Source organism: Streptomyces sp. NPDC093586, from assembly GCF_044764905.1.
Taxonomy (GTDB): Bacteria; Actinomycetota; Actinomycetes; order Streptomycetales; family Streptomycetaceae; genus Streptomyces.
In genome coordinates, this window is the sequence record NZ_JBIWJA010000014.1 from 88,042 (window position 1) to 112,714 (window position 24,673).

General features: G+C 72.8%; 28 protein-coding genes and 1 riboswitch. Of the genes, 15 read left to right on the forward strand and 13 right to left on the reverse strand.

The window, feature by feature from the left end; genetic code table 11:
* Positions 1-14: 14 nt before the first annotated feature.
* From ACIRFH_RS17050 to ACIRFH_RS17080, 7 genes are all read right to left on the reverse strand, one after another.
* Positions 15-1,628: an alpha/beta hydrolase gene (locus ACIRFH_RS17050; RefSeq protein ID WP_403521256.1), complete on the reverse strand. Its 1,614-nt coding sequence runs from the start codon at positions 1,626-1,628 to the stop codon at positions 15-17.
* A gap of 129 nt (positions 1,629-1,757) precedes the next feature.
* Positions 1,758-2,528 (reverse strand): urease accessory protein UreD, encoded by a 771-nt coding sequence (locus ACIRFH_RS17055; RefSeq protein WP_403521257.1) that lies wholly within the window; start codon positions 2,526-2,528, stop codon positions 1,758-1,760.
* Positions 2,516-3,193, reverse strand: coding sequence for an urease accessory protein UreG (gene ureG / locus ACIRFH_RS17060; protein WP_403521259.1), 678 nt, complete (start codon positions 3,191-3,193; stop codon positions 2,516-2,518). The genes ACIRFH_RS17055 and ureG overlap by 13 nt, the downstream gene beginning before the upstream one ends.
* Positions 3,194-3,357: 164 nt before the next feature.
* Positions 3,358-4,032: an urease accessory protein UreF gene (locus tag ACIRFH_RS17065; protein WP_403521261.1), complete on the reverse strand. Its 675-nt coding sequence runs from the start codon at positions 4,030-4,032 to the stop codon at positions 3,358-3,360.
* An 8-nt stretch (positions 4,033-4,040) separates the two neighbouring features.
* Positions 4,041-5,762: an urease subunit alpha gene (locus ACIRFH_RS17070; RefSeq protein WP_403521263.1), complete on the reverse strand. Its 1,722-nt coding sequence runs from the start codon at positions 5,760-5,762 to the stop codon at positions 4,041-4,043.
* Positions 5,755-6,066 carry an urease subunit beta gene (locus ACIRFH_RS17075; RefSeq protein ID WP_403521265.1) on the reverse strand — a complete coding sequence of 104 codons (312 nt, stop codon included), beginning with the start codon at positions 6,064-6,066 and terminating at the stop codon, positions 5,755-5,757. Before ACIRFH_RS17075 ends, ACIRFH_RS17070 begins: the two co-directional genes overlap by 8 nt.
* An 18-nt stretch (positions 6,067-6,084) precedes the next feature.
* The gene (locus ACIRFH_RS17080; RefSeq protein WP_403521267.1) at positions 6,085-6,387 is read right to left on the reverse strand and encodes an urease subunit gamma; all 303 of its coding nucleotides are present in this window, start codon (positions 6,385-6,387) and stop codon (positions 6,085-6,087) included.
* A 596-nt stretch (positions 6,388-6,983) separates the two neighbouring features.
* A riboswitch (cyclic di-AMP (ydaO/yuaA leader) is annotated at positions 6,984-7,204 on the forward strand.
* A 3-nt stretch (positions 7,205-7,207) separates the two neighbouring features.
* Here ACIRFH_RS17080 and ACIRFH_RS17085 point away from each other — a divergent pair.
* Together ACIRFH_RS17085 and ACIRFH_RS17090 are read left to right on the forward strand one after the other, a co-directional pair.
* Complete coding sequence (locus tag ACIRFH_RS17085) at positions 7,208-7,681, forward strand: C40 family peptidase (RefSeq protein WP_403521269.1); 474 nt, start codon at positions 7,208-7,210, stop codon at positions 7,679-7,681.
* Positions 7,682-7,741: 60 nt separating this feature from the next.
* Positions 7,742-8,092: a DUF6328 family protein gene (locus ACIRFH_RS17090; RefSeq protein ID WP_403521271.1), complete on the forward strand. Its 351-nt coding sequence runs from the start codon at positions 7,742-7,744 to the stop codon at positions 8,090-8,092.
* Positions 8,093-8,212: 120 nt separating this feature from the next.
* Here ACIRFH_RS17090 and ACIRFH_RS17095 read toward each other — a convergent pair whose 3' ends face one another.
* The gene (locus ACIRFH_RS17095; protein ID WP_403521273.1) at positions 8,213-8,716 is read right to left on the reverse strand and encodes an ATP-binding protein; all 504 of its coding nucleotides are present in this window, start codon (positions 8,714-8,716) and stop codon (positions 8,213-8,215) included.
* Positions 8,717-8,929: 213 nt separating this feature from the next.
* On the opposite strand from ACIRFH_RS17095, the gene ACIRFH_RS17100 reads away from it, so the two are divergent.
* Positions 8,930-9,790: a helix-turn-helix domain-containing protein gene (locus tag ACIRFH_RS17100; protein WP_403521275.1), complete on the forward strand. Its 861-nt coding sequence runs from the start codon at positions 8,930-8,932 to the stop codon at positions 9,788-9,790.
* Positions 9,791-9,799: 9 nt separating this feature from the next.
* The gene (locus ACIRFH_RS17105; protein ID WP_403521277.1) at positions 9,800-10,039 is read left to right on the forward strand and encodes a DUF397 domain-containing protein; all 240 of its coding nucleotides are present in this window, start codon (positions 9,800-9,802) and stop codon (positions 10,037-10,039) included.
* Between the two features lie 42 nt (positions 10,040-10,081).
* Here the strand turns inward: ACIRFH_RS17105 and ACIRFH_RS17110 are convergent, their stop codons facing one another.
* The gene (locus ACIRFH_RS17110) at positions 10,082-11,209 is read right to left on the reverse strand and encodes an 8-amino-7-oxononanoate synthase (RefSeq protein ID WP_403521279.1); all 1,128 of its coding nucleotides are present in this window, start codon (positions 11,207-11,209) and stop codon (positions 10,082-10,084) included.
* 150 nt (positions 11,210-11,359) lie between these two features.
* On the opposite strand from ACIRFH_RS17110, the gene bioB reads away from it, so the two are divergent.
* The 4 genes from bioB to ACIRFH_RS17130 all read left to right on the forward strand — a co-directional run bounded on the left by bioB (position 11,360) and on the right by ACIRFH_RS17130 (position 15,382).
* Positions 11,360-12,529 (forward strand): biotin synthase BioB, encoded by a 1,170-nt coding sequence (gene bioB / locus ACIRFH_RS17115; protein ID WP_403521281.1) that lies wholly within the window; start codon positions 11,360-11,362, stop codon positions 12,527-12,529.
* Positions 12,522-13,808 carry an adenosylmethionine--8-amino-7-oxononanoate transaminase gene (locus ACIRFH_RS17120; RefSeq protein WP_403521283.1) on the forward strand — a complete coding sequence of 429 codons (1,287 nt, stop codon included), beginning with the start codon at positions 12,522-12,524 and terminating at the stop codon, positions 13,806-13,808. The genes bioB and ACIRFH_RS17120 overlap by 8 nt, the downstream gene beginning before the upstream one ends.
* A 1-nt stretch (position 13,809) precedes the next feature.
* The gene (gene bioD, locus ACIRFH_RS17125; protein ID WP_403521285.1) at positions 13,810-14,526 is read left to right on the forward strand and encodes a dethiobiotin synthase; all 717 of its coding nucleotides are present in this window, start codon (positions 13,810-13,812) and stop codon (positions 14,524-14,526) included.
* 166 nt (positions 14,527-14,692) lie between these two features.
* A complete protein-coding gene (locus ACIRFH_RS17130; protein WP_403521287.1) occupies positions 14,693-15,382 on the forward strand; it encodes a class I SAM-dependent methyltransferase in 690 nt (229 codons plus the stop codon).
* Positions 15,383-15,412: 30 nt separating this feature from the next.
* Here ACIRFH_RS17130 and ACIRFH_RS17135 read toward each other — a convergent pair whose 3' ends face one another.
* Both ACIRFH_RS17135 and ACIRFH_RS17140 read right to left on the reverse strand, forming a co-directional pair.
* Positions 15,413-15,787, reverse strand: a complete 375-nt coding sequence (locus ACIRFH_RS17135) for a fic family toxin-antitoxin system, toxin component (protein ID WP_403521289.1) — start codon at positions 15,785-15,787, stop codon at positions 15,413-15,415.
* 4 nt (positions 15,788-15,791) lie between these two features.
* Positions 15,792-16,019: a toxin-antitoxin system HicB family antitoxin gene (locus ACIRFH_RS17140; protein ID WP_403521291.1), complete on the reverse strand. Its 228-nt coding sequence runs from the start codon at positions 16,017-16,019 to the stop codon at positions 15,792-15,794.
* Positions 16,020-16,139: 120 nt separating this feature from the next.
* On the opposite strand from ACIRFH_RS17140, the gene ACIRFH_RS17145 reads away from it, so the two are divergent.
* The 7 genes from ACIRFH_RS17145 to mug all read left to right on the forward strand — a co-directional run bounded on the left by ACIRFH_RS17145 (position 16,140) and on the right by mug (position 22,940).
* Positions 16,140-17,030 (forward strand): LLM class F420-dependent oxidoreductase, encoded by an 891-nt coding sequence (locus ACIRFH_RS17145; protein WP_403521293.1) that lies wholly within the window; start codon positions 16,140-16,142, stop codon positions 17,028-17,030.
* A 79-nt stretch (positions 17,031-17,109) separates the two neighbouring features.
* Positions 17,110-17,535, forward strand: a complete 426-nt coding sequence (locus tag ACIRFH_RS17150; RefSeq protein WP_403521295.1) for a GNAT family N-acetyltransferase — start codon at positions 17,110-17,112, stop codon at positions 17,533-17,535.
* A 125-nt stretch (positions 17,536-17,660) separates the two neighbouring features.
* Positions 17,661-19,010: a hemolysin family protein gene (locus ACIRFH_RS17155; protein ID WP_403521297.1), complete on the forward strand. Its 1,350-nt coding sequence runs from the start codon at positions 17,661-17,663 to the stop codon at positions 19,008-19,010.
* The gene (locus ACIRFH_RS17160) at positions 19,007-20,020 is read left to right on the forward strand and encodes a hemolysin family protein (protein ID WP_403521299.1); all 1,014 of its coding nucleotides are present in this window, start codon (positions 19,007-19,009) and stop codon (positions 20,018-20,020) included. The genes ACIRFH_RS17155 and ACIRFH_RS17160 overlap by 4 nt, the downstream gene beginning before the upstream one ends.
* Before the next feature lie 61 nt (positions 20,021-20,081).
* Positions 20,082-20,861, forward strand: coding sequence for an SGNH/GDSL hydrolase family protein (locus tag ACIRFH_RS17165; protein WP_403521300.1), 780 nt, complete (start codon positions 20,082-20,084; stop codon positions 20,859-20,861).
* Between the two features lie 88 nt (positions 20,862-20,949).
* Positions 20,950-22,392: an adenylosuccinate lyase gene (gene purB / locus ACIRFH_RS17170; RefSeq protein WP_403521302.1), complete on the forward strand. Its 1,443-nt coding sequence runs from the start codon at positions 20,950-20,952 to the stop codon at positions 22,390-22,392.
* A complete protein-coding gene (gene mug, locus ACIRFH_RS17175; protein ID WP_403521423.1) occupies positions 22,389-22,940 on the forward strand; it encodes a G/U mismatch-specific DNA glycosylase in 552 nt (183 codons plus the stop codon). The genes purB and mug overlap by 4 nt, the downstream gene beginning before the upstream one ends.
* A gap of 15 nt (positions 22,941-22,955) precedes the next feature.
* Here mug and ACIRFH_RS17180 read toward each other — a convergent pair whose 3' ends face one another.
* Both ACIRFH_RS17180 and ACIRFH_RS17185 read right to left on the reverse strand, forming a co-directional pair.
* Positions 22,956-23,681 carry an ABC transporter permease gene (locus ACIRFH_RS17180; protein ID WP_403521304.1) on the reverse strand — a complete coding sequence of 242 codons (726 nt, stop codon included), beginning with the start codon at positions 23,679-23,681 and terminating at the stop codon, positions 22,956-22,958.
* A 2-nt stretch (positions 23,682-23,683) separates the two neighbouring features.
* On the reverse strand, positions 23,684-24,613 hold the full coding sequence (locus ACIRFH_RS17185; protein ID WP_403521306.1) for an ATP-binding cassette domain-containing protein: 930 nt from the start codon (positions 24,611-24,613) through the stop codon (positions 23,684-23,686).
* Between the last annotated feature and the right edge of the window lie 60 nt (positions 24,614-24,673).

The window sequence follows — 24,673 nt, forward strand, 5'->3', positions numbered from 1 at the left end:
TGCGTCCGCTGCGGTTACGGCTTGGGCGTGGCGTGCGGGGCGCAGGTCACGTCCCGGGCGTCCAGCTCGCCGGTGAGCAGGTAGGCGTCCACCCGCTGGTTGACGCACGGGTTGACCAGACCGGTGACGCCGTGGGAGCCGGCGTCCCGCTCGGTGATCAGGCGGGAACCCTTGAACCGCTGGTGCAGTTCGACGGCGCCCTCGTACGGGGTGGCCGCGTCACGCTCGGACTGGACGATCAGCACGGGCGGGAGTCCCTTGCCGGTCTTCACGTTCAGCGGGGTCTGCTGCTTGACGGGCCAGGTGGCGCACGGCAGGTTCATCCAGGCGTTGGCCCAGGTCATGAACGGGTGGTCGCGGTGCAGCCGGGTGTTGTCCCGGTCCCAGGTGCGCCAGTCGGTGGGCCACTTGGCGTCCGCGCACTCGACGGCGGTGTAGACGGCGTTGCCGTTCTCGTCGGAGGCGTTGCCCACGGTGTCGGACAGGTCCGGGGCGGCGGCGTCGACGAGGGCCTGGGTGTCACCGGCGACGTACTTGCTGAAGACCGCCGCCGTGGGGGCCCATGCGGAGTCGTAGTACGGGGCGCTCTGGAAGAAGGAGATCAGCTCGGCCGGGCCGACGACGCCGCCGAGGGGTGCCTTCTCGGCGGTGGCGCGCAGCTTGAGCCACTGCTCCTGGACCTCGGCGCGGGTGTCGCCGAGGTGGTAGGTCGCGTCGTTCTTGGCGACCCAGTCCTGCCAGTCCTTCCAGCGGCCCTCGAAGGCGACGTCCTGATCCAGGTTGGCCTCGTACCAGATCTTCTCGCGCGACGGGTTGACGACGCTGTCGACGACCATCCGGCGCACGTGGTCCGGGAAGAGGGTGCCGTAGACCGCGCCGAGGTAGGTGCCGTAGGAGACGCCGAGGTAGTTGAGCTTCTTCTCGCCGAGGGCGGCGCGGATGACGTCCAGGTCGCGCGCGGTGTTCGGCGTGGTCATGTGCGGGAGCATCTCGCCGCTGCGCTCGAAGCAGCCCTCGGCGTACTCGCGGGCCAGCTTGCGCTGGGCGCGCTTGTCGGCCTCGGAGCGGGGTACCGGGTCCGGCTTGGGCGCCTTGACGAACTCCTGCGGGTCGACGCAGGAGATGGGCGCGGACCTGCCGACGCCGCGCGGGTCGAAGCCCACGAAGTCGTAGGCCTTGGCCGTGTTGGCCCACACCGCGCTCTTGTTGGTGACGCGGGCCGGGAAGCGCAGGCCGGAGCCGCCGGGGCCGCCGGGGTTGTAGATGAGCGCGCCCTGGCGCTCGGACTTCGTGCCGGTGTTGCCGATGCGGTCGACGGCGAGCTTGATCTGCTTGCCGTACGGCTTGGCGTAGTCGACCGGCACGGTGACGTAGCCGCACTGGATGGGCTTCGGCAGGTTCCAGTCGGCGGGGCAGTCCTGCCAGTCGATGCCGGCCTTCGCGGCGCGGGCCGCGGCGACGGCGGCACCGCGGGCTTCCCGGTCCCCGCCCTGCCCGTGCCCCCGGCCGGTGTCCGGAGTGGCGCTCGCCGCCGGTGCCGCGACGGCGCCGGCTATCAGCGTGGCGGTGACGAGTGCTCCGGCCGAGCCGATCGCCGCGGCTCTCCGGTGCAGCCTGGTCTTCCTCAAGTGGCCCTCCCCGTACGTGGGTCGACAAGTACGGGGATCCTCGCGGCTGTGCGCTCCCTGAGAACAGGGGCGGCACCACTTCTTTGCCAATCCGATAAACGGAGAAATATGTCCGAGGGTCGGAGAAGCTCAGTCCAGGCAGGCCAGGGCCTCGTCCAGCAGCCGCCGCAGCCGCAACGCGTCCGGTGCCACGGCCGTCACCAGCACGGCCGGTCCGGCGAGCGGCATGACGGCCGCCCCCTCCCCCACCGGGCGGGCGGCCGGCGGCGCGTTCGCGAACGACGGCCGGACGACGACGGCCTGGCCGACGGCACGGTGACCGGCCAGTCCGGCGGGGCCGTCCCAGCCGCCCGGGGCGCCGGGTCCGCAGGACAGTTCCTGGTCGAGGACGCAGCGGCCCGCGATCCGTACGGCGAGTCGGCTGGTGAGCCGCCCCGGTTCCTCTCCGGACCGCCCGAGCACCTGCTCCTCGCGCAGCACGAGCCGGGCCGTGGGCGCGAGGTCCACATGTGTCGTCACGTGCAGGTCACTGCCGTGCGCGGAGATCAACTGCTCGGGCAACCAGTGCAGTTCGGCATCGTCGGCCACTCCGATCCGGACGTCGTAGCGGGCGCCCGCCTTGTCCTGACCCGGCAGTGCGAGGGTGGCGGCGGCGGATCCGATCCGCAGCCGGGCGCCCCGCACCGCCTCGGCGGTCACCGTGAAGTGGTCGCCGCCGAGCGGTCCGCTCATCGCGCCGACCAGCAGCACCCGGGCCTCGGCCCCGCTCCCCCGGGTCCGCCGCACCGCGAGGGGACCCTCGCCCTCCAGGACGGGCAGGCTGGTGCCGCCGCGTCCGTCGCCACGGGCGAGGATCCGCGCCCGCGCCCGGACGCCGCCCGGCGCCCTCACGCCGTCCACGCGGCGAGCCGGGCGCGCACCCAGTCGGCGACCTCCCGCACGCCTGCCTCGCTCCTGAGCGACTGGAGTACCACGGGCAGTTCGCCGCGCTGCGCCTCGGCGTCGGCGGCCATCCGCGCGAGGTCGGAGCCGACGTACGGGGCGAGGTCCGTCTTGTTGACGACCAGCAGGTCGGCGGTGGAGACACCGGGGCCGCCCTTGCGCGGGATGTCGTCGCCGCCCGCCACGTCGATCACGAAGATCTGGGCGTCGACGAGTCCCCGGGAGAAGGTGGCGGTGAGGTTGTCGCCGCCGGACTCCACGAGTACCAGGTCGAGCGGCCCGACCTCGTCCTCCAGGTCCTCGACGGCCTCCAGGTTGGCGGAGATGTCGTCGCGGATCGCGGTGTGCGGGCAGGCGCCCGTCTCGACGGCGCTGATCCGCTCCGGCGGCAGCACCGCCTCGCGGAGCAGGAACTCGGCGTCCTCGCGGGTGTAGATGTCGTTGGTGACGACGGCGAGGGAGAGTTCCTCGCGCAGGGCGCGGCAGAGCGCGGCGACGGTCGCGGTCTTGCCGGACCCTACGGGCCCGCCGAGCCCGATGCGCAGTGCGCGGCGGCTCCCGTCGGGCCGGCGGGCGTCGGCGGACACGGCGGCGGGACCGTCGTGGTGGTGGTCGAGGTGCATGGCAACTCCTGTGAAGCCGGGGTCGGCCGCATCAGCCCGTCCGGCGCTTGAGGACGAGGCCGTTCAGGCCGACGGGGCCCAGGGGGCGGAGCCCCCTGGCGGGGTCGAAGGGGCAGAGCCCCTGGGGGTCGGGAAAGGGAGGGGGCGGCGGGGGCGAGAACCCGCTACGAGGCGAACAACCGCACCGGCCAGGCGGCATGCGCCTCCGCCCCGATCTCGAGCAACGGCGCGGACCGCGCCGGCAGCGCGTCCACCCCCTCGCTCACGGCCAGGTGCGCCGCCTCCACGGCGTCCTGGGCCACGCGGTCCATGTCGGGCACCAGCCGTGCGAGGACGGCGGTGGCGTCGAACGGGTCGAGGCCGAGCAGCCGGACGACCGCGGTCGCCGGTCCGCTCGCCCCCTCGTAGGCGGAGCAGTACGCCGCATCGAGTGGTCCGAGCCCGGCCGCGCGGGCGGTGAGCCCGAGGACGACGGGCTGGTGGGCACCCTTGGGGAAGCGTCCGGCCAGCGCCTCCAGTGCGGGGTCCGGCCAGGTGGCGCGGGCGGCCCGCATGAACTGCCGGCCGAGCCTGCGCGCCACCGCCCGCAGGGCGGGTGACGGCGTGCGGGCGTCCGCGGCCCGGTCGAGTTCCCCGGGGTCGACGCCGAGGGCCGCGGCCGCCGCGAGGGACGCCGTCACGGCTCCGTTCGTGTGCAGCCGCCCCCGGCAGAACTCCTCCAGGCTCGCGGCGTCGGTGATGCGTCCGGCCTTGACGGCGGCTTCCGCCCCGCCGGAGTGGGCGTGCCCTCCGGCGGGGAAGCGGCCGTCCGACAGGACGAGCAGTGCTGCGCGGCTCATGATGGCGCTCAGAACAGGAAGTACCGCTGAGCGAGCGGCAGTTCGGTGGCCGGAGCGGGTTCGACGAGCTCGCCGTCGATGGTCACCGCGAAGGAGTCCGCAGCGACCTCGACCCGTGGCAGGGCGTCGTTCTCGCGCATGTCGGCCTTGGTGCGGCCGCGGGTCGAGCGGATGGGGACGAACTCCTTCCCGAGGCCGAGACGTTCCGGCAGCCCGTCCTCGATCGCCGCCTCGGCCACGAAGTTCAGCGAGTTCATGGCCGGCGCCCTGCCGAGGGCGCCGTACATCGGGCGCGGCAGGACGGGCTGCGGGGTGGGGATGGACGCGTTGGCGTCGCCCATCTGCGCGTAGGCGATCTGTCCGCCCTTGAGCACGACCTGCGGCTTCACACCGAAGAACGCGGGCTCCCACAGGACCAGGTCGGCGAGCTTGCCGGACTCGACGGAGCCGACCTCGTGCTCGATGCCCTGGGCGACGGCGGGGTTGATGGTGTACTTGGCGACATAGCGACGTGCGCGCCGGTTGTCGGCGCGGGTGTCACCGGGCAGGAAGCCGCGGCGCCGCTTCATCACGTGCGCGGTCTGCCAGGTCCGCAGGATCACCTCGCCGATGCGGCCCATGGCCTGGGAGTCCGACGACATGATGGAGATGGCCCCCATGTCGTGCAGGATGTCCTCGGCCGCGATGGTGCTGGGCCGGATGCGCGACTCGGCGAAGGCCAGGTCCTCGGGGACGGCGGGGTTGAGGTGGTGGCAGACCATCAGCATGTCGAGGTGTTCCTCGACGGTGTTGACGGTGTGCGGCCGGGTCGGGTTGGTGGACGCGGGCAGCATGTTCGGCAGCGACACCGCCGTGATCATGTCGGGTGCGTGGCCGCCGCCGGCGCCCTCGACGTGGAAGGCGTGCAGGGTGCGCCCCGCGACCGCGTCGAAGGTGTCGCCGACGAACCCGGCCTCGTTCAGGGTGTCCGTGTGGACGGCGAGCTGGACGCCGGACTCCTCGCACACGTCCAGACAGGCGGAGATCACGGCGGGGGTCGCGCCCCAGTCCTCGTGGATCTTGAAGCCGAGGATGCCGGCGCGCAGCTGGTCGCGCATCGACTCCTTGGACATGGTGCTGCCCTTGCCGAGGAAGCCGACGTTGACGGGGCTCGACTCCAGGGCCGCGTACATCCGCGCGAGGTGCCACGAACCGGGGGTGACCGTGGTCGCCTTGCTGCCCTCGGCCGGGCCCGTGCCGCCGCCGATGAGGGTGGTGACGCCGGAGGCGAGGGCCTCGTCGACGACGCCCGGCGCGATGAAGTGGACGTGCGTGTCGATGCCGCCGGCGGTGACGATCCTGCCGTTGCCCGCGACGATCTCCGTCTCGGGCCCGATGACGAGTTCCGGATGGACGCCGTCCATGGTGTCCGGGTTGCCGGACTTGCCGATGCCGGTGATGCGGCCGTCGCGGATGCCGATGTCGGCCTTGACGACGCCCCAGTGATCGATGATCACGGCACCGGTGATCACGGTGTCGGGGGCGCCCTCGGCGCGGGTGGCGCGCGACTGGCCCATGGACTCGCGCAGCACCTTGCCGCCGCCGAAGACCGCCTCGTCGCCGGAGCGGCCGGGACCGCCCGAGCGGTCCTCCTCGATCTCGACGAAGAGGTCGGTGTCGGCCAGACGGATGCGGTCGCCGGTGGTCGGGCCGAACAGGTCGGCGTAGGCGGCGCGGGAGAGTTCAGGCATCGAGGGCACCTCCGGTCGCGCCACGCAGTCCCACGACGACGCGGGCGCCCGCGAGGGGGATCAGCTCCACGTCGGCCGGGATGCCGGGCTCGAACCGGACGGCGGTGCCGGCGGCGATGTTCAGCCGCCTGCCGTGCGCCGCGGCGCGGTCGAAGTCGAGACCGGGGTTGGCCTCGGCGAAGTGGTAGTGGGAGCCGACCTGGACGGGCCGGTCGGCGGTGTTGAGCACGGTCAGGCGGATGCCCGCGCGGCCCTCGTTGAAGGCGACGGGCTCGTCGGCGAAGACGATCTCTCCGGGAATCATGGTTGTCGTTCGTTCCCGTCAGACGATCGGTTCGTGGACGGTGACGAGCTTGGTGCCGTCGGGGAAGGTGGCCTCGACCTGCACGTCGTGGATCATCTCGGGGACGCCCTCCATGACCTCGTGACGCTGGATCAGCTTGCGGCCGGACGCCATGAGCTCGCCGACCGTACGGCCGTCGCGGGCGCCTTCGAGGATGTGCGAGGTGATCAGCGCGACGACCTCGGGGTGGTTGAGCTTCACGCCTCGTGCGCGACGCTTCTCGGCCACGTCCGCGGCCACGTGTATGAGCAGTCTCTCCTGCTCGTGCGGGGTCAGTTGCACGTACCACCTCACAGGACATCACGCCGGGTCCGGACGATCCGGCTGCCGCGTCCGCCGCGGCGGCTCTAGATGTAACACACACATAGGGGCCTGAACGCCCCGTCGGATTTCAAGAAACCGCAGGTGGATCGGGGTGCAGAGTACGGCTGGAGTGTTTCTGTCACGTCACACGGTTTTGACTGACTGATGACCGGCTTGACCGGCCGATTACCGGTGTCGGCCGATGGACTTCCGCGCGCACGCACACCACCGGACATCGCGGCCCCTCCGGGCAGCCGAGAGCCGCGCCCGGCACACCCATCGCCACCCCCGGGTCAAAACCGGCCAAATGACGTACCCCCTTTCGGCGTAGGAACACCACCGGTTTCCGGCCCTGCGAGCTTGCGCGTTCCGCGCACCCGGATGGCGGAATATGTCATTCCGCCGCTGGTCCCGGGCTCGCCACGACAGTCGACGGAGAATCGAACGCCGACATGTCCACCCGAACGGCCGAGGGGTGAGTAACCACACAACAACCCGGTTCCGTTGGGATTTTCCGACTTTGATGAGACAAGATCCGTGACTGACGACAAGCCCCCGCCGCAGCGGCGGGGCGGTCCGGGCGGACGCCGAGTCCTGCCGCCGCCCGGACGACCGGTCGACAGGAGTGGATCGGCAGGAGTGGAGGACCCGAGCACGACGGGTCGCCGGAACGGACGTCTTCGCGAGAGACGCCGGGCCGAGCAGCCCTTGGGGTGAAGCCGCACTCGTGCGGCCGGGCAACTTCGCCAGCCCGAATCCGACAGGTCATCCTTCACAGGCGGCTGACGAAGGGTTGCGCATGACTGCGCTCAATCGTGTCCCGTCACTGATGGCCCGTGCCGGTACGGCTTCGGCCCTCACCATCGCCGCCGTGGGCGGCTCCCTCGTGGTCCCCGGTGCCGCCGGTGAGGCCGCGGCGGCGACCCATGCGACGAAGGCTCTCAAGATCGCGGCTTCCAAGAGGGGCGCGCCCTACGCATGGGGCGCCACCGGACCGTACCGGTTCGACTGCTCCGGGCTGACGCTGTACTCGTTCAAGAAGGCCGGCAAGAAGCTGCCGCGGACCGCCGCGCAGCAGTACAACAAGACCCGGCACATCTCCGCCAAGAGCCGTCGGGCCGGAGACCTCGTGTTCTTCCACTCGGGCCGGAGTGTGTACCACGTCGGCATCTACGCCGGGAAGGGCAAGATCTGGCACGCCCCGAAGACCGGGGACGTGGTGCGGCTGCAGAAGATCTGGACGAGCAACGTCTGGTACGGCCGGGTGAAGTGACCCGGCCGGGGCGGTGACGGCGTCCTGTCGCGCCGTCACCGTCCCGGACGTGTGCTCGCGGTGCGTGACACGGTTCCCGGCGGTCACCCGTCGCGGCGGTGGCCGGCCACCGCCGCGGCACCGCACGCGACGCGGACGCCGCTGGAGCGCGCCGTCCGCGTCACCACGCTGCCGTTCGTGGTGTCCGCCGCGACGCTGTTCACGGCCCCTGCCGCGCTGCACCGTTCGCTCTTCCAGCGGGGCGCCGGGGAACGCATCGTGCGGGTGTCCTCGCGACTCGCCACGGCCGGCACGGAGGTGCCGGGGCTCGCGTTCACCGGCTCGGTGCCGCCGGTGCGCCGACCCTGCTGGCCCGCCCCGGCCCGTGGTCGCTGCTCCCCGCCTGGCCCGGCGGACCCACGTGAGCGGTGAACGCCGCGCCGCCGAACGGCGCTCGGTGGCGGAACCGGCCGCCGGGGCCCGGGAGAGGGCGGCGCGGGGCCGCACGGCCCGGCGCACGCCGTCCGCCGCGCGCCGGGTGCCGTCCACGCCTCACCGCTGAGGCTTCCGGTGCCCCACGGCCTCGCTCCGGGGACGCTCCACGACCGTGACCGGCTCGGCGGGCGCCGACGGGCCCGGTACCGTCCAGGGCAGTTCGATGGAGACGGTCTTGCCTCCCTCGCGCGTGGGCCGCACCCTCAGCCTGCCGCCGCACTCCGCCGTCAGCCAGCGGATGATCACCATGCCCCGGCCGTTGTCCTGCTGCACGGCGGCGGGCAGGCGCTTGGGGAAGCGCGGGTGGCTGTCCGTGACGCCGATGCACAGCCGTTCGTCACAGTCGAGCACGAGGTCCACCGTGAAGGTCGGCGACTGCCCGAGCGTGTGCTGGACCGCGTTGGTGGCCAGCTCGGAGACGATGAGCCGGACGGTCTCGGACACCTCCGCGTCCGCGGGCAGACCCCACTCCGCCAGGGTGCCCACCGCATAGGTGCGCGCGACGGCCACCGAGGCGGGTTCGCTCGGCAGAGTGACGGATGCTTCCAGATGGTCTGCCATGGCGACGTCGTCCCTTTCCCGCGGGACCGCAGTCAGACACGGAGCGGATGGTTCGAGTACGGTCCCGGACTGGTGCTTCGCCGCCAGAGTGCCATCACCACCTGGTGAAGAGCGGCGATCCACCAAGATATGCATATATCTGTCGCTCGAAGCGGTGAACTCTGCGACGGCAGACCGTATGCGCGCGCCTCGATGGGAGTAAAGGAGTGGCCCATGCAGCACGGTCCGGTGGTACGTCGCCGAAAGCTGGGCGCGGAGCTGCGCGCCCTGCGCACGTCGGCGGGGATCACCAGCGGTGAGGCGGCCCGGCTGGTGGGCTGGCACCAGTCGAAGGTCAGCCGGATCGAGACCGGGACGAGCGGGGCGAAACCGGCCGACGTGCGGTTACTGCTGGACGCCTACGGCGTGGACGACCGGGAGCTGCGGGAACTGCTGGTGGTACTGGCGGGCTCCGACGACGCGAGCGGCCGGCACCACTGGTGGCACGCCTATCGCGGGGTACTGCCGCCGACGTACCGGGACTTCATCAGCCTGGAATCGCAGGCGAGCGCGATGCGTACCCTGGAGACCACCGTCGTGCCCGGGCTGCTGCAGACCCCGGAGTACGCCCGCGCGGTCACGCGGGCAGCGGTGGACGGGCTGTCGGAGGAGCGGCTGGACACGCTGGTGGAGGTCCGGCTGGCCCGGCAGGACGTGCTGCGGGCCGATCCGCCGCTCAGGCTGAACGCGGTCCTCGACGAAGCGGTGCTGCGCCGCCAGGTGGGCGGGCCTGGGGTGATGGCCCGGCAGCTGACCCGGCTGGTGGAGGCCGCGCGACTGCCCCATGTCCGGCTCCAGGTGCTCCCCTTCACCGCCGGAGCCCACATCGGCGTCACCGGTCCTTTCGTTATTTTCTCCTTTCCGAGCACTTCTGATCTCGACGTGGTGGTTCTCGACCATTTGACGAGTAGCCACCATCTCGAACGGAAAGAAGACCTAGAGGCCTACACGGAGGCCTTCAACGCCCTTCTGCTCCATGCCCTTTCGCCCGAGGACTCGTTGGACTACATCGCCGCGACAGCGGCCGGCGCGTAAGGAGGCACCATGTCCGCACTTCCTCGGAACACCCCCACGAGTACCGATCTGCACGGTGTGCGATGGCTGCGCAGCAGCTACAGCACCGGGGCCAACAACTGCGTGGAGACGGCACGGCCGTCGGCCGGCCCCTGGGCCGGCCTGCTCGCCGTACGCGACTCCAAGGACCCGGCCGGGCCCGCGCTGCTCTTCTCCCCGGGGAGCTGGGCGTCGTTCACGGCCGCGATCCACCACGGCCGGCCACGCTGATCCGGCCGGGCATCGCGCGACGCACGGCCGTGCCACGCCGACTCATGGCCGCGTTTCGCCGATCACCCGTACGGCGCGTTCGATCTGTTCCCCGGAGAGGTCCGCACGAGCGGTCAGCCTGAGCCGTGAGATGCCGTCGGGCACGGACGGAGGGCGGAAGCACCCCACGGACAGGCCGGCCGCACGGCAGTCGGCCGCCCACCGCACGGCCCCCTCCGGGGAGGGAGCACGCACCGAGACCACCGCGGCGTCCGGACGTACCGCCTCCAGACCCGCGGTGGTCAGGCGCGCGTGCAGCTCGGCCGCCACCACGCGCGCCCGGGCCGCCCGTTCGGGCTCGCGGCGCAGCAGCCGTAGGGCGGCGAGGGCCGCGCCCGTGGCCGCGGGGGCGAGTCCGGTGTCGAAGATGAAGGACCGTGCCGTGTTGACGAGGTGGTCGATCACCCGGGCGGGGCCGAGCACGGCGCCGCCCTGGCTGCCGAGCGACTTGGACAGGGTGACCGTGGCGACCACGTCCGCGTCGCCCGCGAGCCCGGCCGCGTACGGGGCGCCCCGGCCGCCGTCGCCGAGGACGCCGAGGCCATGGGCGTCGTCGACGACCAGCCCGGCGCCGTGCTCCCGGCACGCCTCGGCGAGGGCGGCCAGCGGTGCCGCGTCACCGTCCACCGAGAACACCGTGTCGGAGACGGCGACGGCGGGCCCGCCGTGCGTCGCCAGCGCCTTGCGCACCGCGTCCGGGTCGGCGTGCGCCACCACCTGGGTCGTCCCCCGGGCCAGCCGGCAACCGTCGATGAGGGAGGCGTGGTTGCCCGCGTCGGAGACGACGAGGGAGCCGTGGGGCGCCAGCGCGGTGACCGCGGCGAGGTTGGCCGCGTAGCCGGAGGAGAGGACGAGGGCGGCCTCGAAACCGCAGAAGGCGGCCAGTTCACGCTCGAGTTCGGCGTGCAGTTCGGTCGTCCCGGTGACGAGCCGGGAGCCGGTCGCGCCGCCGCCCCAGCGCCGGGCAGCCTGCGCGGCGCCCTCGGTGACCTCGGGGTGCCGGGCGAGACCGAGGTAGTCGTTGCTCGCCAGGTCCAGCAGCGGCGAGTCGGCCGGACGTGGCCGCAGCGTCCGTACGAGGCCGGCCCGGCGGCGTGCCCCGGCCTGCTCGTCGATCCAGCCGAACGCCATGAGCCGTCCTCCGGGGATTTTGTAGGCAGTGGACAGACACTAGCGGCACGACGGGTCGTGCGAGGTGTGGTGATACCCACACCACGATCTGTCACTGTTGTGCGAACTCTCCTTGGCCCCGAGTGGCCCCGTAGGACAGGATCGGCTCCCATGGATCTGCTGAACACGCTGGTGGACAAGGGGCTTCGGCGCGAGACGCCGACCCGCGAGGAAGCACTGGCCGTCCTGGCCACCTCCGACGACGACCTGCTCGACGTGGTGGCCGCGGCCGGCAAGGTACGCCGCCACTGGTTCGGCCGACGGGTGAAACTCAACTACCTCGTCAACCTCAAATCCGGCCTGTGCCCCGAGGACTGCTCCTACTGCTCGCAGCGGCTCGGCTCCAAGGCCGGGATCCTCAAGTACACCTGGCTCAAGCCCGACCAGGCGTCCGAGGCGGCCGCCGCGGGCGTGGCCGGCGGCGCCAAGCGGGTGTGCCTGGTGGCCAGCGGACGCGGTCCGACCGAGCGGGACGTGGACCGGGTCTCCGAGACGATCCGGACCATCAAGGAGGAGAACGAGGGCGTGGAGGTGTGCGCCTGCCTCGGCCTGCTCTCCGACGGCCAGGCCGAGCGGCTGCGCGAGGCGGGCGCCGACGCCTACAACCACAACCTCAACACCTCCGAGGCCACCTATGGCGACATCACCACCACCCACACCTACGCCGACCGGGTGGACACCGTGCACAAGGCGCACGCGGCCGGCCTGTCGGCGTGCTCGGGACTGATCGCGGGCATGGGCGAGAGCGACCAGGACCTGGTCGACGTGGTCTTCGCGCTGCGCGAGCTGGACCCGGACTCGGTGCCGGTCAACTTCCTGATCCCCTTCGAGGGCACCCCGCTGGCCAAGGAGTGGAACCTCACCCCGCAGCGCTGCCTGCGGATCCTGGCGATGGTCCGCTTCGTCTGCCCCGACGTGGAGGTGCGCATCGCCGGCGGCCGCGAGGTCCACCTGCGCACCCTGCAGCCCCTCGCCCTGCACCTGGCCAACTCGATCTTCCTGGGCGACTACCTCACCAGCGAGGGCCAGGCCGGCAAGGCCGATCTGGAGATGATCGCCGACGCCGGCTTCGAGATCGAGGGCACCGACCGCACCACCCTGCCCGCACACCGCACGACCGGCGGCGGATGCGGAACGCACGAGGGCGGCGGAGCCCGCACACCCGGCACGGACGCGGCAGGCTCAGAGTGCGGGAGCACCCCGGCGGCGGGTGAGGCGCGCACCGACCTGGTCACCGTGCGCCGCCGCGGCGCCGGAACGGACCTGGCACCCAATGCCTGAGCCCGCACCGACGGTGGACGAACTGCTGGCCCTGGACCGGCAGCACGTCTGGCACCCCTACGGGCCCATGCCCGGCCGGCAGGACCCGCTCGTCGTGGAGTCGGCGAGCGGGGTGCGGCTGCGCCTGGCCGGCGCCTCGGGCGAGCTGGTGGACGGGATGTCGTCCTGGTGGTCGGCGATCCACGGCTACAACCACCCGGTGCTGAACGAGGCCGCCCGCGAGCAGTTGGACCGGATGAGCCACGTCATGTTCGGCGGGCTCACCCACGAACCCGCCGTCCGCCTGGCGAAGCTCCTGGTGGACATGACGCCGCAGGGCCTGGAGCACGTCTTCCTCGCCGACTCCGGTTCGGTGTCGGTCGAGGTCGCCGCCAAGATGTGCCTGCAGTACTGGCGTTCACTCGGCCGGCCGGAGAAGCGGCGGCTGCTGACCTGGCGCGGCGGCTACCACGGCGACACATGGCAGCCCATGTCGGTGTGCGACCCCGAGGGCGGGATGCACGACCTGTGGCACGGGGTGCTGCCGCGCCAGGTGTTCGCGGACGCCCCGCCCGCCGAGTACGACGACACGTACGCCGAGCACCTGTCGACGATGATCGAGCGGCATGCCCACGAACTGGCCGCGGTGATCGTGGAGCCGGTGGTGCAGGGCGCGGGCGGGATGCGCTTCCACTCCCCCGCCTACCTGCGCGTGCTGCGCGAGGCGTGCGACGCGCACGATGTGCTGCTGGTGTTCGACGAGATCGCCACCGGCTTCGGCCGCACCGGCGCACTCTTCGCCGCCGACCACGCCGCGGTGACCCCCGACGTGATGTGCGTGGGCAAGGCACTGACCGGCGGCTACCTCACCATGGCCGCCACCCTGTGCACCGCGCGGGTGGCCGAGGGCATCTCCCGGGGCGAGGTGCCGGTGCTCGCCCACGGTCCCACCTTCATGGGCAACCCGCTCGCCGCCGCCGTCGCCTGCGCGTCGATCGGGCTGCTGCTCGACCAGGACTGGCACGCGGAGGTCAAACGCGTCGAGACCGGCCTGCACGACGGGCTCGCGCCCGCCGCCGCCCTGCCCGGGGTGACCGACGTACGGGTCCTCGGCGCGATCGGCGTGGTCCAGCTCGACCACCCGGTCGACATGCGGGCCGCCACCGAGGCGGCCGTGCGCGAAGGGGTGTGGCTGCGCCCGTTCCGCGACCTGATCTACACCATGCCGCCCTACATCACCGCCGACGCCGACGTCGCACGCATCACCCGCGCGGTCTGCGCGGCAGCGAAGGAGGGATGACATGCCCGTACTGGTGATCACCGGCACCGGCACCGAGGTCGGCAAGACCGTGGCGACCGCCGCCGTCGCCGCCACGGCGCTGGCCGCCGGACGGTCGGTGGCCGTCCTCAAGGCCGCCCAGACCGGCGTACGGCCGGACGAACCCGGGGACGTCCAGGAGGTCGCCCGCCTCGCCGGCCCCGTGACGACGGCCGAGATCGCCCGCTACCCCGAGCCGCTGGCACCCGCCACCGCCGCCCGCCGCGCCGGGCGGGCGCCCGTGCACCCGCACCGGATCGCGGAGCGGGCCGCCAAGCTGGCCACCGACCACGACCTGGTCCTGGTCGAGGGAGCCGGCGGACTGCTCGTCCGGTTCGACGCGGAGGGCGGCACCCTCGCCGACGCCGCCGCCCTGTTGGGCGCCCCCGTGCTCGTGGTGGCGTCGGCAGGGCTCGGCACGCTGAACACGACCGAACTGACCGCACGTGAACTCGCCACGCGGGGAATCGAGTCGGCGGGTGTGGTGATCGGCAGCTGGCCCGCGGACCCGGACCTCGCCTCGCGGTGCAATCTCGCGGACCTGCCGGAGGTGTCCGGGGCACCGCTGCTCGGCGCCCTGCCCGCCGGGGCGGGTGCCCTCGCACCGGCCGCCTTCCGGTCGGCGGCCCCGCACTGGCTGGCCCCCCGCCTGGGGGGCGCGTGGGACGCGGACGCGTTCCGCCTCCGGGAGGCCCCCTGAACGACCGACGTCCGGGGCCACCGCGCGGGACGCCTCGACAAACCCGCACGGCACCCCGGCCGGCCGTCAGGACGTCGCCGTGCGGAAGTGGCGTGCCGGCGAGGGGGTGCGCGGTGCCCGGGCGGGGGACAATCGCGGTAAGGCGCCACCTCGTGAGGGAGGTTCCATGCCGCTGCGACCCACTCGTTCCCGCGCAGTGCCCCCGGACGCCGTGCACCATCCGCTCTTCGCCCGCTCCTACGCCCGGTTCAGTACGAGCGCCGAGACCCGGATGGGCGTGTCGCGGGTGCGCGAGCGGCTGCTCGCCGGACTGTCCGGGCGGGTGATCGAGGTCGGCGCGGGCAACGGCCTGAACTTCGCGCACTACCCGGGCACCGTCTCGGAGGTCGTCGCCATCGAGCCGGAGCGTTCACTGCGGCGGCTGGCCGTGGACGCGGCGCTGCGCGCCCAGGTGCCGGTCGACGTGGCGCCGGGCACGGCGGAGGCGCTGCCGGTCAAGAGCGAAGCCTTCGACGCGGCCGTCGTGTCGTTGGTGCTGTGCAGCGTCCGGGACGTGCCGCGGGCGCTCGGGGAGCTGCGGCGGGTGCTGCGGCCCGGCGGCGAGCTGCGGTTCTTCGAGCACGGGCGGGGCGGCGGGCGGGTGATGACCTTCACCCAGCGGGCGCTGGACCGGACGGTGTGGCCGGCGCTGGCCGGTGGCTGCCATGTGTCCCGGGACCCGGTCGCCGCGCTGCGGGACGCCGGGTTCGTCCTGGGCCCGTACCGGCGGATGCTGCTGCCGGAGAACGGGCCGGCGCTGCCGGTGTCGTACTGCGTCCTCGGCACGGCCTGGCGCCCGCCCGCGGAGGACGCCTAGCCGCGGTGCGCCAGACGCGGTGCGCGGGCGTCACACGCTCCACTGGCGCAGTTCGTGCGCGATGTCGTCGACCGACGCCTCGCCGCTCTTGACCAGGAGGGCCAGGTCCCGCACCTGCTCGGGCGTGGTGGCGACCTTGACACCGCTGGCGACCAGGTAGGCGTAGGCGACCGCGGAGGCGAACAGGGCGTTGGAACGCTCCAGCGCGGGGACGTGGATCAGGAGCTGGAGCAGCGCGGCGGCGCGGGCGTACGGGCCGTCGTAGACGGGGACGTCGAATATCTCGGCGCGGTGGCGGGCGACGGCGGCGACGAGGGCACCCCAGTCGGTGACCTGGGGGTCTCCCGGGGTGCGCTGTTCGGCGAGCATCAGCAGCCAGGCGAGGTCGATGGTGAGATCGTTCAACGGCTCAGCGGCGGCGCTCGCCGACCTCCTCCGCGAAGACCTTCTCGTACTGCTGCATGAAGTCGGCGGCGGCCTCCACGAAGGTGCGGCCCGCCTCGCCGGTGTCCTGCCGGACCAGTTCCTCGATGTAGCGGTTGACGCTCATCCCCCGGGCCATGGCCCGTTCGCGGGCGGCCAGGGCGGTGCCCTCGTCCACCCGCACGTTCAGCTGGGCCTTCTGGGTCTTCGCCATACCTCGAAGCTAGCGCCGGAACGCTAGCAGGGGCAAGGGCGGCATCGGCGTGCTGGCGGCCGCCGCGCCCCCGATGATTGACTCGTCCGGCTCGAAGTCACTTGCATGCGAGGAGAGTTCATGTCACGTCCGTTCCGCTTCGGCGTCAACCTGACGGCCTCCGCCCCGGCCGCGGAGTGGAGTGAGAAGTGCCGGCGGGCCGAGGAGCTGGGCTACGACGTCATCCTGGTGCCGGACCATCTCGGCATGTCGGCCCCGTTCCCGGCGCTGGTCGCGGCGGCCCGGGCCACCGAGCGGCCCCGGGTGGGCACGTTCGTGCTCAACGCGGGTTTCTGGAACCCGGTGCTGCTGGCCCGGGAGGTGGCGACCACGGACGCCCTGACGGGCGGGCGCCTGGAGCTGGGGCTCGGCACCGGGTACGTACGGGCGGAGCACGACACGGCGGGGCTGCCGTTCGGTTCACCGCGCGAACGCGTGGATCATCTGCGGCGCACCGTGGAGGAACTGGAGCGGCTGCTCGGCGACGAGGAGCACCTGCCGCGGCCGGTGCAGCGGCCCGGGGTGCCGCTGCTCATCGGCGCCAACGGCGACCGGATGCTGGAGCTGACCGCCCGGCACGCCGACATCGCCGCGTTCACGGGCGCCCGTACGGTGCCGGGGAGCGCGACGGGGCAGCTCGCCCCGATCACGGCCGACGAGCTCGACGAGCGTGTCGCCCGGTACGGAGAGCTGGCGGCGGACCGCGGGGAACCGGCCGAGCTGAACCTGCTCGTCCAGATGGTGATCGTCACCGAGGACCGCGAGGCCGCCGTCCGTCCCCTCCTGGAGCACGTGCCGCACCTGACCGCCGACCAGGCGCTGGAGCTGCCCATCGTGCTGCTGGGCACCCTGGAGGAGATCACCTCACAGGTGCGGGCGCAGCGCGAGCGGTACGGGTTCACGTACCTGACGGTGCTGGAGCCGTACATGGAGGCCTTCGCCCCGGTGATGCGGGCGCTGCGCGACGTCTGACGGTCCGCGAGCCGTCCGTGAGCCGTCCGTATGCCGGAATTCGCGTCCGGGGCTCCACCGCGCGTGGTGGGATCACGGCATGGACGATCTTCGGATACGGGCCGCCGGGCCCGAGGACCTGGACGCGGTGCTGGCCTTCTGGAAGACGGCCGCCGAGGGGACGAGCATCAGCGACGACCGGGACGGCGTGGAGCGTCTGGTCGCCCGCGACCCCGGGGCGCTGCTCCTCGCCGAACGCGACGGCGTACTGGTGGGCACGGTGATCGCCGGCTTCGACGGCTGGCGGTGCCATCTGTACCGGCTGGCGGTGCGCCCCGGCCACCGGCGCCGGGGGATCGGCTCGGCGCTGCTGGACGCCGCGGAGGAGCGGTTCGCACGGCTCGGCGGGCGGCGCGCGGACGCGATGGTGCTGGTGCGCAACGAACGGGCGCAGCATGCGTGGCGGGCCGCCGGGTACGCGCCCGAGGAACAGTGGCGACGCTGGGTCAAGCCCCTCGCCGGCTGAAGGCGGCCCCACCCGGAGGCAGCCCGACCGAAAGGCAGTGAGCACCGGCGCATGAGCGAGTGTCCCGGCGCACGACATCGCGCGAACCTCCACGGCCTGTCCGATCATGGAACCGAGGTGACCCGATGACCGAAGTGCTCCTGCTGCTGGTGGCGATCCTGCTCTCACTCGCGTGCGGTGCGTTCGTCGCGGCCGAGTTCTCGCTGACCACCGTCGAGCGCGGTGAGCTGGAGCGGGCCGCCGCGCGCGGTGAGCGGGGCGCCGCGAGCGCGTTGAAGGGTGTACGGAACCTGACGTTCCAGCTGTCCGGGGCGCAGCTCGGCATCACGGTCACCAACCTGGTGGTCGGCATGCTCGCCGAGCCGTCGGTCGCGGCGCTCATCGCGGGCCCGCTGGAGGACGCCGGGATGTCCCGCTCGGCGGCCTCGTCGCTGGCGCTGGTGCTGGGCACGGCCCTGTCCACGGTCTTCTTGATGATCGTCGGCGAGCTGGTGCCGAAGAACTGGGCGATCTCCTCGCCGCTGGCCGTCGCCAAGCGGGTGGGCGGTCCGCAGCGCTGGTTCAGCTCGGCCTTCCGGCCCTTCATCACCCATCTGAACAACTCGGCCAACCGCCTCGTGCGCCGCCTCGGCGTGGAGCCCGCGGAGGAGCTCGCGTCCGCGCGGGGGCCGCAGGAGCTGGCGGCGCTCGCCCGGCACTCCGCCAAGGAGGGCGCGCTGGAGCCCGACACCGCCGAGCTGTTCGTGCGCACGCTGAACCTCGCCGATCTGACGGCGGAGAACGTGATGACCCCGCGCGTCCAGGTCGTCGCCCTGGACTGGCGGGCCACCTGCGAGGACGTGGCGAACGCGACCCGGGCGACCGGGCTGTCCCGGTTCCCGGTCTACCGGGACAGCCTCGACACGGTGGTGGGGACGGCCCACGTGAAGGACGTGCTGGCGGTGCCCGCCGAGCGCCGGCTGCGGGTGCCGGTCGCCGAGCTGATGCGCGAGCCGCTGCTCGTCCCGGAGACGCTGACCGTCGACCGGCTCCTGGACCGGCTCTCCGGGCGCCGCACGATGGCCGTCGTCATCGACGAGTACGGCGGGACGGCGGGTGTGGCCACGCTGGAGGACATCGTCGAGGAGGTCGTCGGCGAGGTGCGCGACGAGCACGATCCGCACGAGATCCCCGAGCTGGATCCGGCGGGCACCGACGAGCAGGGCCACGCGCTGTACCGGACCGACGGCGCGGCACGGGTGGACCGGCTCGCCCGCCTCGGCCTGCGGGTGCCGGAGGGCCCGTACGAGACGGTCGCCGGGCTGGTCGCGGCCCGGCTGGGCCGCATCCCCGAGGTCGGCGACACCGTCGACGTCGAGGGCTGGCGACTGGACGTGGTGGACGCGACGGGGCACCGGGCGGCCCGGGTACTGCTGCGCGCGCCGCTCGACGACGACCGGACGGGCGCCGGCGAGGACGGGGAGGCCGGACGGTGACCGCCGTACAGCTGCTGATCGGCCTGGCGACGCTCGTCGTCAACGCGTTCTTCGTGGGCTCGGAGTTCGCGCTGATCTCCGTGCGCCGCAGCCAGGTGGAGCCGTACGCCGAGGAGGGCGACCGGCGGGCGAAGATCGTGCTGTGGGGTCTGGAGCACGTGTCCGCGCTGCTGGCGGCGTCCCAGCTCGGCATCACGCTGTGCACCCTGGTCCTCGGCATCGTCGCGGAACCGGCGATCGCGCACCTGCTGGAGCCGGCGTTCCTCGCGGTGGGCGTGCCGTCGGGGGCGGGGCACGCGGTGTCCTTCGTGATCGCGCTGGTGCTGGCGACCTATCTGCACATGCTGCTCGGCGAGATGGTCCCGAAGAACATCGCGCTGGCCGAGCCGGTGCGCAGCGCGCTGCTGCTCGGGCCTCCGCTGGTGGGGCTGTCCCGCGCGCTGCGCCCGGTGATCTTCACGGTGAACACCTTGGCGAACGCGCTGCTCAAGCTGCTCAGGGTGCAGGCGAAGAACGAGGTCTCGGCGACCTTCACGGACACGGAGCTGGCCGAGATCGTCAAGGACGCCAGTGAGGCCGGACTGATCGACGACCGTGCCCAGGAGCGGCTGCACGACGCCCTGGAACTGGGCCGCCGGCCGGTGCGGGACGTGGTGCTGCCGCTGGAACGCGTCGTGCACGCGCGCGTGGGCATCACGCCGGAGCAGTTGGAGCGGCTGTCGGCCGAGTCCGGGTTCTCCCGCTTCCCGGTGGTGGACGACGGGCGGCGGATCGTCGGCTACCTGCACGTCAAGGACGCCCTGGACGCCTCCCCCCGCGACGTGCCGTTCCGGCTGCGGGACATGCGGCCCATCGCCCGGGTGCGGGAGAGCACACCGCTGGACGACGTTCTCACCGCGATGCGGCGCAGCCGTACGCATGTGGCGGCGGTCCTGGGCTCCGACGGGCGGCTGGCGGGGCTGGTGACCATGGAGGACGTGCTGCGGGAGCTGTTCGGGCAGCGCACCTGAGCCCGCCCGCCGGGGGCGACCGACCGACGGGTATGTGCCAGGGGCTACCATTTCTGTCGCCATGCAGACGAACCCCACCCACACCAGCCTCGTCGCCGTCGGCGACTCCTTCACCGAGGGCATGTCCGACCGGCTGCCCGACGGTTCCTACCGGGGCTGGGCCGACCTCCTCGCGGCGCGGATGGCCGCCCGCACCCCCGGTTTCCGGTACGCGAACCTCGCCGTGCGCGGGAAGCTGATCGGGCAGATCGTCGACGAGCAGGTGGACGTCGCGGCGGCCATGGGGGCCGATGTGATCACGTTGGTCGGCGGGCTCAACGACACCCTGCGACCCAAGTGCGACATGGCCCGGGTGCGGGACCTGCTGACGCAGGCCGTGGAGCGGCTGGCCCCGAACTGCGAGCAGCTGGTGCTGATGCGCAGCCCCGGCCGGCAGGGACCGGTGCTGGAGCGGTTCCGGCCCCGCATGGAGGCGCTGTTCGCGATCATCGACGACCTGTCCGCGCGGCACGGCGCCGTGGTCGTCGACCTGTACGGGGCGGCCTCGCTGGCCGACCCTCGCCTGTGGGACGTGGACCGGCTGCACCTGACCGCCGAGGGTCACCGCCGGGTCGCGGAGGCCGTGTGGCAGACGCTCGGCTACGAACCCGAGGACCCCGAGTGGCACGCGCCGATCCCGGCGACGCCGCCGCCGGGCTGGCTCACGCGCCGCACCTCGGACGTCCGCTTCGCCCGGCAGCACCTGCTGCCGTGGATCGGCCGCAGGCTGACGGGCCGCTCGTCCGGGGACGGCCTGCCGCCCAAGCGTCCGGAGCTGCTGCCGTACGGGGACCCGGCGTGATCCTTCCTCGCCCGAAGCGGCGTTCGTAGCTTCCGACGAACAGCCCCGCGGCGCCGACCTGCACGAATCGCCAGTAGAATCCGTACACGTGACTTCCGCTCCCGCCAAGCCCCGCATCCCGAACGTCCTCGCCGGACGCTACGCCTCCGCCGAGCTCGCCACGCTCTGGTCGCCCGAGCAGAAGGTGAGGCTCGAGCGGCAGCTCTGGCTCGCCGTGCTGCGGGCCCAGAAGGACCTGGGCATCGAGGTGCCCGACGCCGCGATCGCCGACTACGAGCGCGTCCTCGACCAGGTCGACCTGGCCTCCATCGCCGAGCGCGAGAAGGTCACGCGGCACGACGTGAAGGCGCGGATCGAGGAGTTCAACGACCTCGCCGGGCACGAGCACGTGCACAAGGGCATGACCTCCCGCGACCTGACGGAGAACGTCGAGCAGCTGCAGATCCGGCTCTCGCTGGAGCTGGTCCGCGACCGCTCCGTGGCCGTCCTGGCCCGCCTCGGCAAGCTGGCCGGCGAGTACGCCGAGCTGGTCATGGCCGGCCGCTCGCACAACGTGGCCGCGCAGGCCACGACGCTGGGCAAGCGGTTCGCCACCGCCGCCGACGAGCTGCTCGTCGCGTACGGCCGGGTGGAGGAGCTGCTCGGCCGCTACCCGCTGCGCGGCATCAAGGGCCCGGTCGGCACCGCCCAGGACATGCTGGACCTGCTCGGCGGGGACGCCGGCAAGCTCGCGGAGCTGGAGGACCGGATCGCCGGGCACCTCGGCTTCTCGCAGGCGTTCACCTCGGTCGGCCAGGTCTACCCGCGCTCGCTGGACTACGAGGTCGTCACCGCGCTGGTGCAGCTGGCGGCGGCGCCGTCGTCACTGGCGAAGACGATCCGGCTGATGGCCGGGCACGAGCTGGTCACCGAGGGCTTCAAGCCGGGCCAGGTCGGCTCCTCGGCGATGCCGCACAAGATGAACACCCGCTCCTGCGAGCGCGTCAACGGCCTGATGGTGATCCTGCGCGGCTACGCGTCGATGACCGGCGAGCTGGCGGGCGACCAGTGGAACGAGGGCGACGTGTCCTGCTCGGTGGTGCGCCGGGTCGCGCTGCCGGACGCGTTCTTCGCGCTGGACGGGCTGCTGGAGACGTTCCTGACCGTGCTCGACGAGTTCGGCGCCTTCCCCGCCGTCGTCGCCCGGGAGCTGGACCGCTACCTGCCGTTCCTCGCCACCACCAAGGTGCTGATGGGTGCGGTGCGGGCCGGGGTCGGCCGGGAGGTCGCGCACGAGGCGATCAAGGAGAACGCCGTCGCCTCCGCCCTGGCGATGCGCGAGCAGGGCGCCGAGCGCAACGAGCTCCTCGACAAGCTGGCCGCCGACGAGCGCATCCCGCTCGACCGGGCCGGGCTGGACGCGCTGATGGCCGACAAGCTGTCCTTCACGGGCGCGGCCGCCGACCAGGTCGGCGCCGTCGTCGGCCGGATCGAGGAGATCGTCAAGCAGCACCCGGAGGCCGCGGGCTACACCCCCGGAGCGATCCTCTGACCCGCTTCACCCGCGCCGAACTGGAGGCCGCCCGCGACCGTCTCGTACCGGACGTCGTCGCGGACGGCCTCCGCGTGCTGTTCTGCGGCATCAACCCCGGCCTGCTGTCGGCGGCGACGGGGCATCACTTCGCCCGCCCCGGCAACCGGTTCTGGCCGGTGCTGCACCTGTCCGGCTTCACGCCGCGGCAGCTGAAGCCGTCGGAGCAGCAGGAGCTGTTGTCGTACGGGCTCGGCATCACCAACGTCGTGGCCCGGGCGAGCGCGCGGGCGGACGAGCTGAGTGCCGAGGAGTACCGGGAGGGCGGCCGGCTGCTGGCGCTGAAGGTGGCACGGCTGCGGCCCCGTTGGCTGGCCGTCGTCGGCGTCACCGCGTACCGGGCGGCGTTCGACGACCGCAAGGCCCAGGTGGGACCCCAGGAGCGGACCATCGGGGGCACCCGGGTGTGGGTGCTGCCCAACCCGAGCGGCCTCAACGCACACTGGACGGCCGCGACCATGGCGGAGGAGTTCGCCCGGCTGCGGGTCGCGGCGGACGGGGAGTCGTAGGCCGCCGCCCGCGGCTCAGACGTCCCGGCGGCGCAGCCGCCAGGCACCCGCGAGGACGGCTGCCGCCGCCCACAGCGCGGTCACCGCGAGTCCCGTCCACGGGCCCAGAGACCCGTCGTACCTCTGGTGGAGGACCACTTGTCCGGCCCTGTCCGGCAGGAAGTCGGTGGCGCCGCCGGCCACGTCCCCGATCACGAAGGAGACGATGAGGATGAACGGGATCAGGGTGGACAGGGTCGCCACGCCGCTGCGGAACAGGGTGGTGAGACCGGCCGCGAGCAGGGCCATCAGCGTGAAGTAGAGCCCGCAGCCCACGACGCCGCGTACCTGCTCGCCCGCGGTGAGGCCGTCCGCGGCCCCGCCGAGACCCGCGCGGGCCGCGACCAGCGCGGCGAAGGCGGTGAGCAGGCCCACCACGAGCGTCGGTACGGCGACGACGGCCAGCTTCGCCGCGAACCACCGCCCGCGCCGGGGAACGGCGGTCAGGGAGATCCGGACCCCGTTTCCCTGGTACTCGGACGACACGACCACGGCGCCGAACGCGATGGCCGCGATCTGACCGGGCATGACCCCGGAAAGGGCCGTGAAGAGCGGGTCGAAGTCCGGGTCCGAGGTGTCGGAGACCCCGGCCAGCGCGGAGAACGCCGTGGTGGCGGCGAACACGGCCAGCAGGGTGCCGCACAGCGAGCGCAGGGTGAGGACCTTGAGCGCCTCGGAGCGGAGTGCGGGTGTGAACTGCATGGTCAGGCCTCCTGAGGCTGTGCGGGCTGTGCGGTGAACTCGGTCTCGGCGGTCGTCAGGTCGAGGTAGGCCTGTTCCAAGGTGCCTTCGTCCGCGGTCAGTTCGAGGATCGGGACGCCCGCCCCTGACATGGCTCGGCCGATGTCGTCCACACGCGCGTGGTGCACGGTCCAGTACCCGCCGTCGTGTTCCACGGTGTCGTGGCCGTGCCGGGCGAGGACGGTCTTCAGGGCAGAGGGGTCCGACGTCCGGATCCGGACGCGCGGCTGCACGCGGGCGTCGATGAACTCCCGCATCGGGGTGTCGGCCAGCAGGCGGCCCCGGCCGAGGACCACCAGGTGGTCGGCGAAGGACGCGGTCTCGTTCATCAGGTGACTGGAGACCAGGACCGTGCGCCCCTCGGCCGCGAGCCGGCGCAGCAGTCCGCGGATCCAGATGATGCCTTCCGGATCCAGCCCGTTGGAGGGCTCGTCCAGCATCACCACCCCGGGGTCGCCCAGCAGCGCGGCGGCGACGCCCAGCCGCTGGCGCATGCCCAGCGAGTACGTCTTCACCCGGCGCCGCGCCACGGAGGCGATGCCCGTCTCCTCCATCACCTCGTCGACCCGGCGCGACGGGATGCGGTTGCTCGCGGCCAGCACGCGCAGGTGGTCCCGTGCGGTGCGCGAGCCGTGCGCGGCCTGCGCGTCCAGCAGGGCGCCGACGTGCCGCAGCGGCTCGTCGAGCGTGACGTAGGGGCGTCCGCCGACGGTGGCGGTGCCGGAGGTCGGCCGGTCGAGGCCGAGCACCAGGCGCATGGTGGTGGACTTCCCGGCGCCGTTGGGACCGAGGAAGCCGGTGACGCGGCCGGGGCGCACGGTGAAGGTGAGGTCGTCGACGGCTCGCCGGGTGCCGTACTCCTTGGTGAGGTTCTGGAGGTCGATGCTGGTCATAGCGGCATCGTGACGGTCCGTACGGGGGCGGGTCCTCCCCCGCCGGTGGAGATCGCCTCC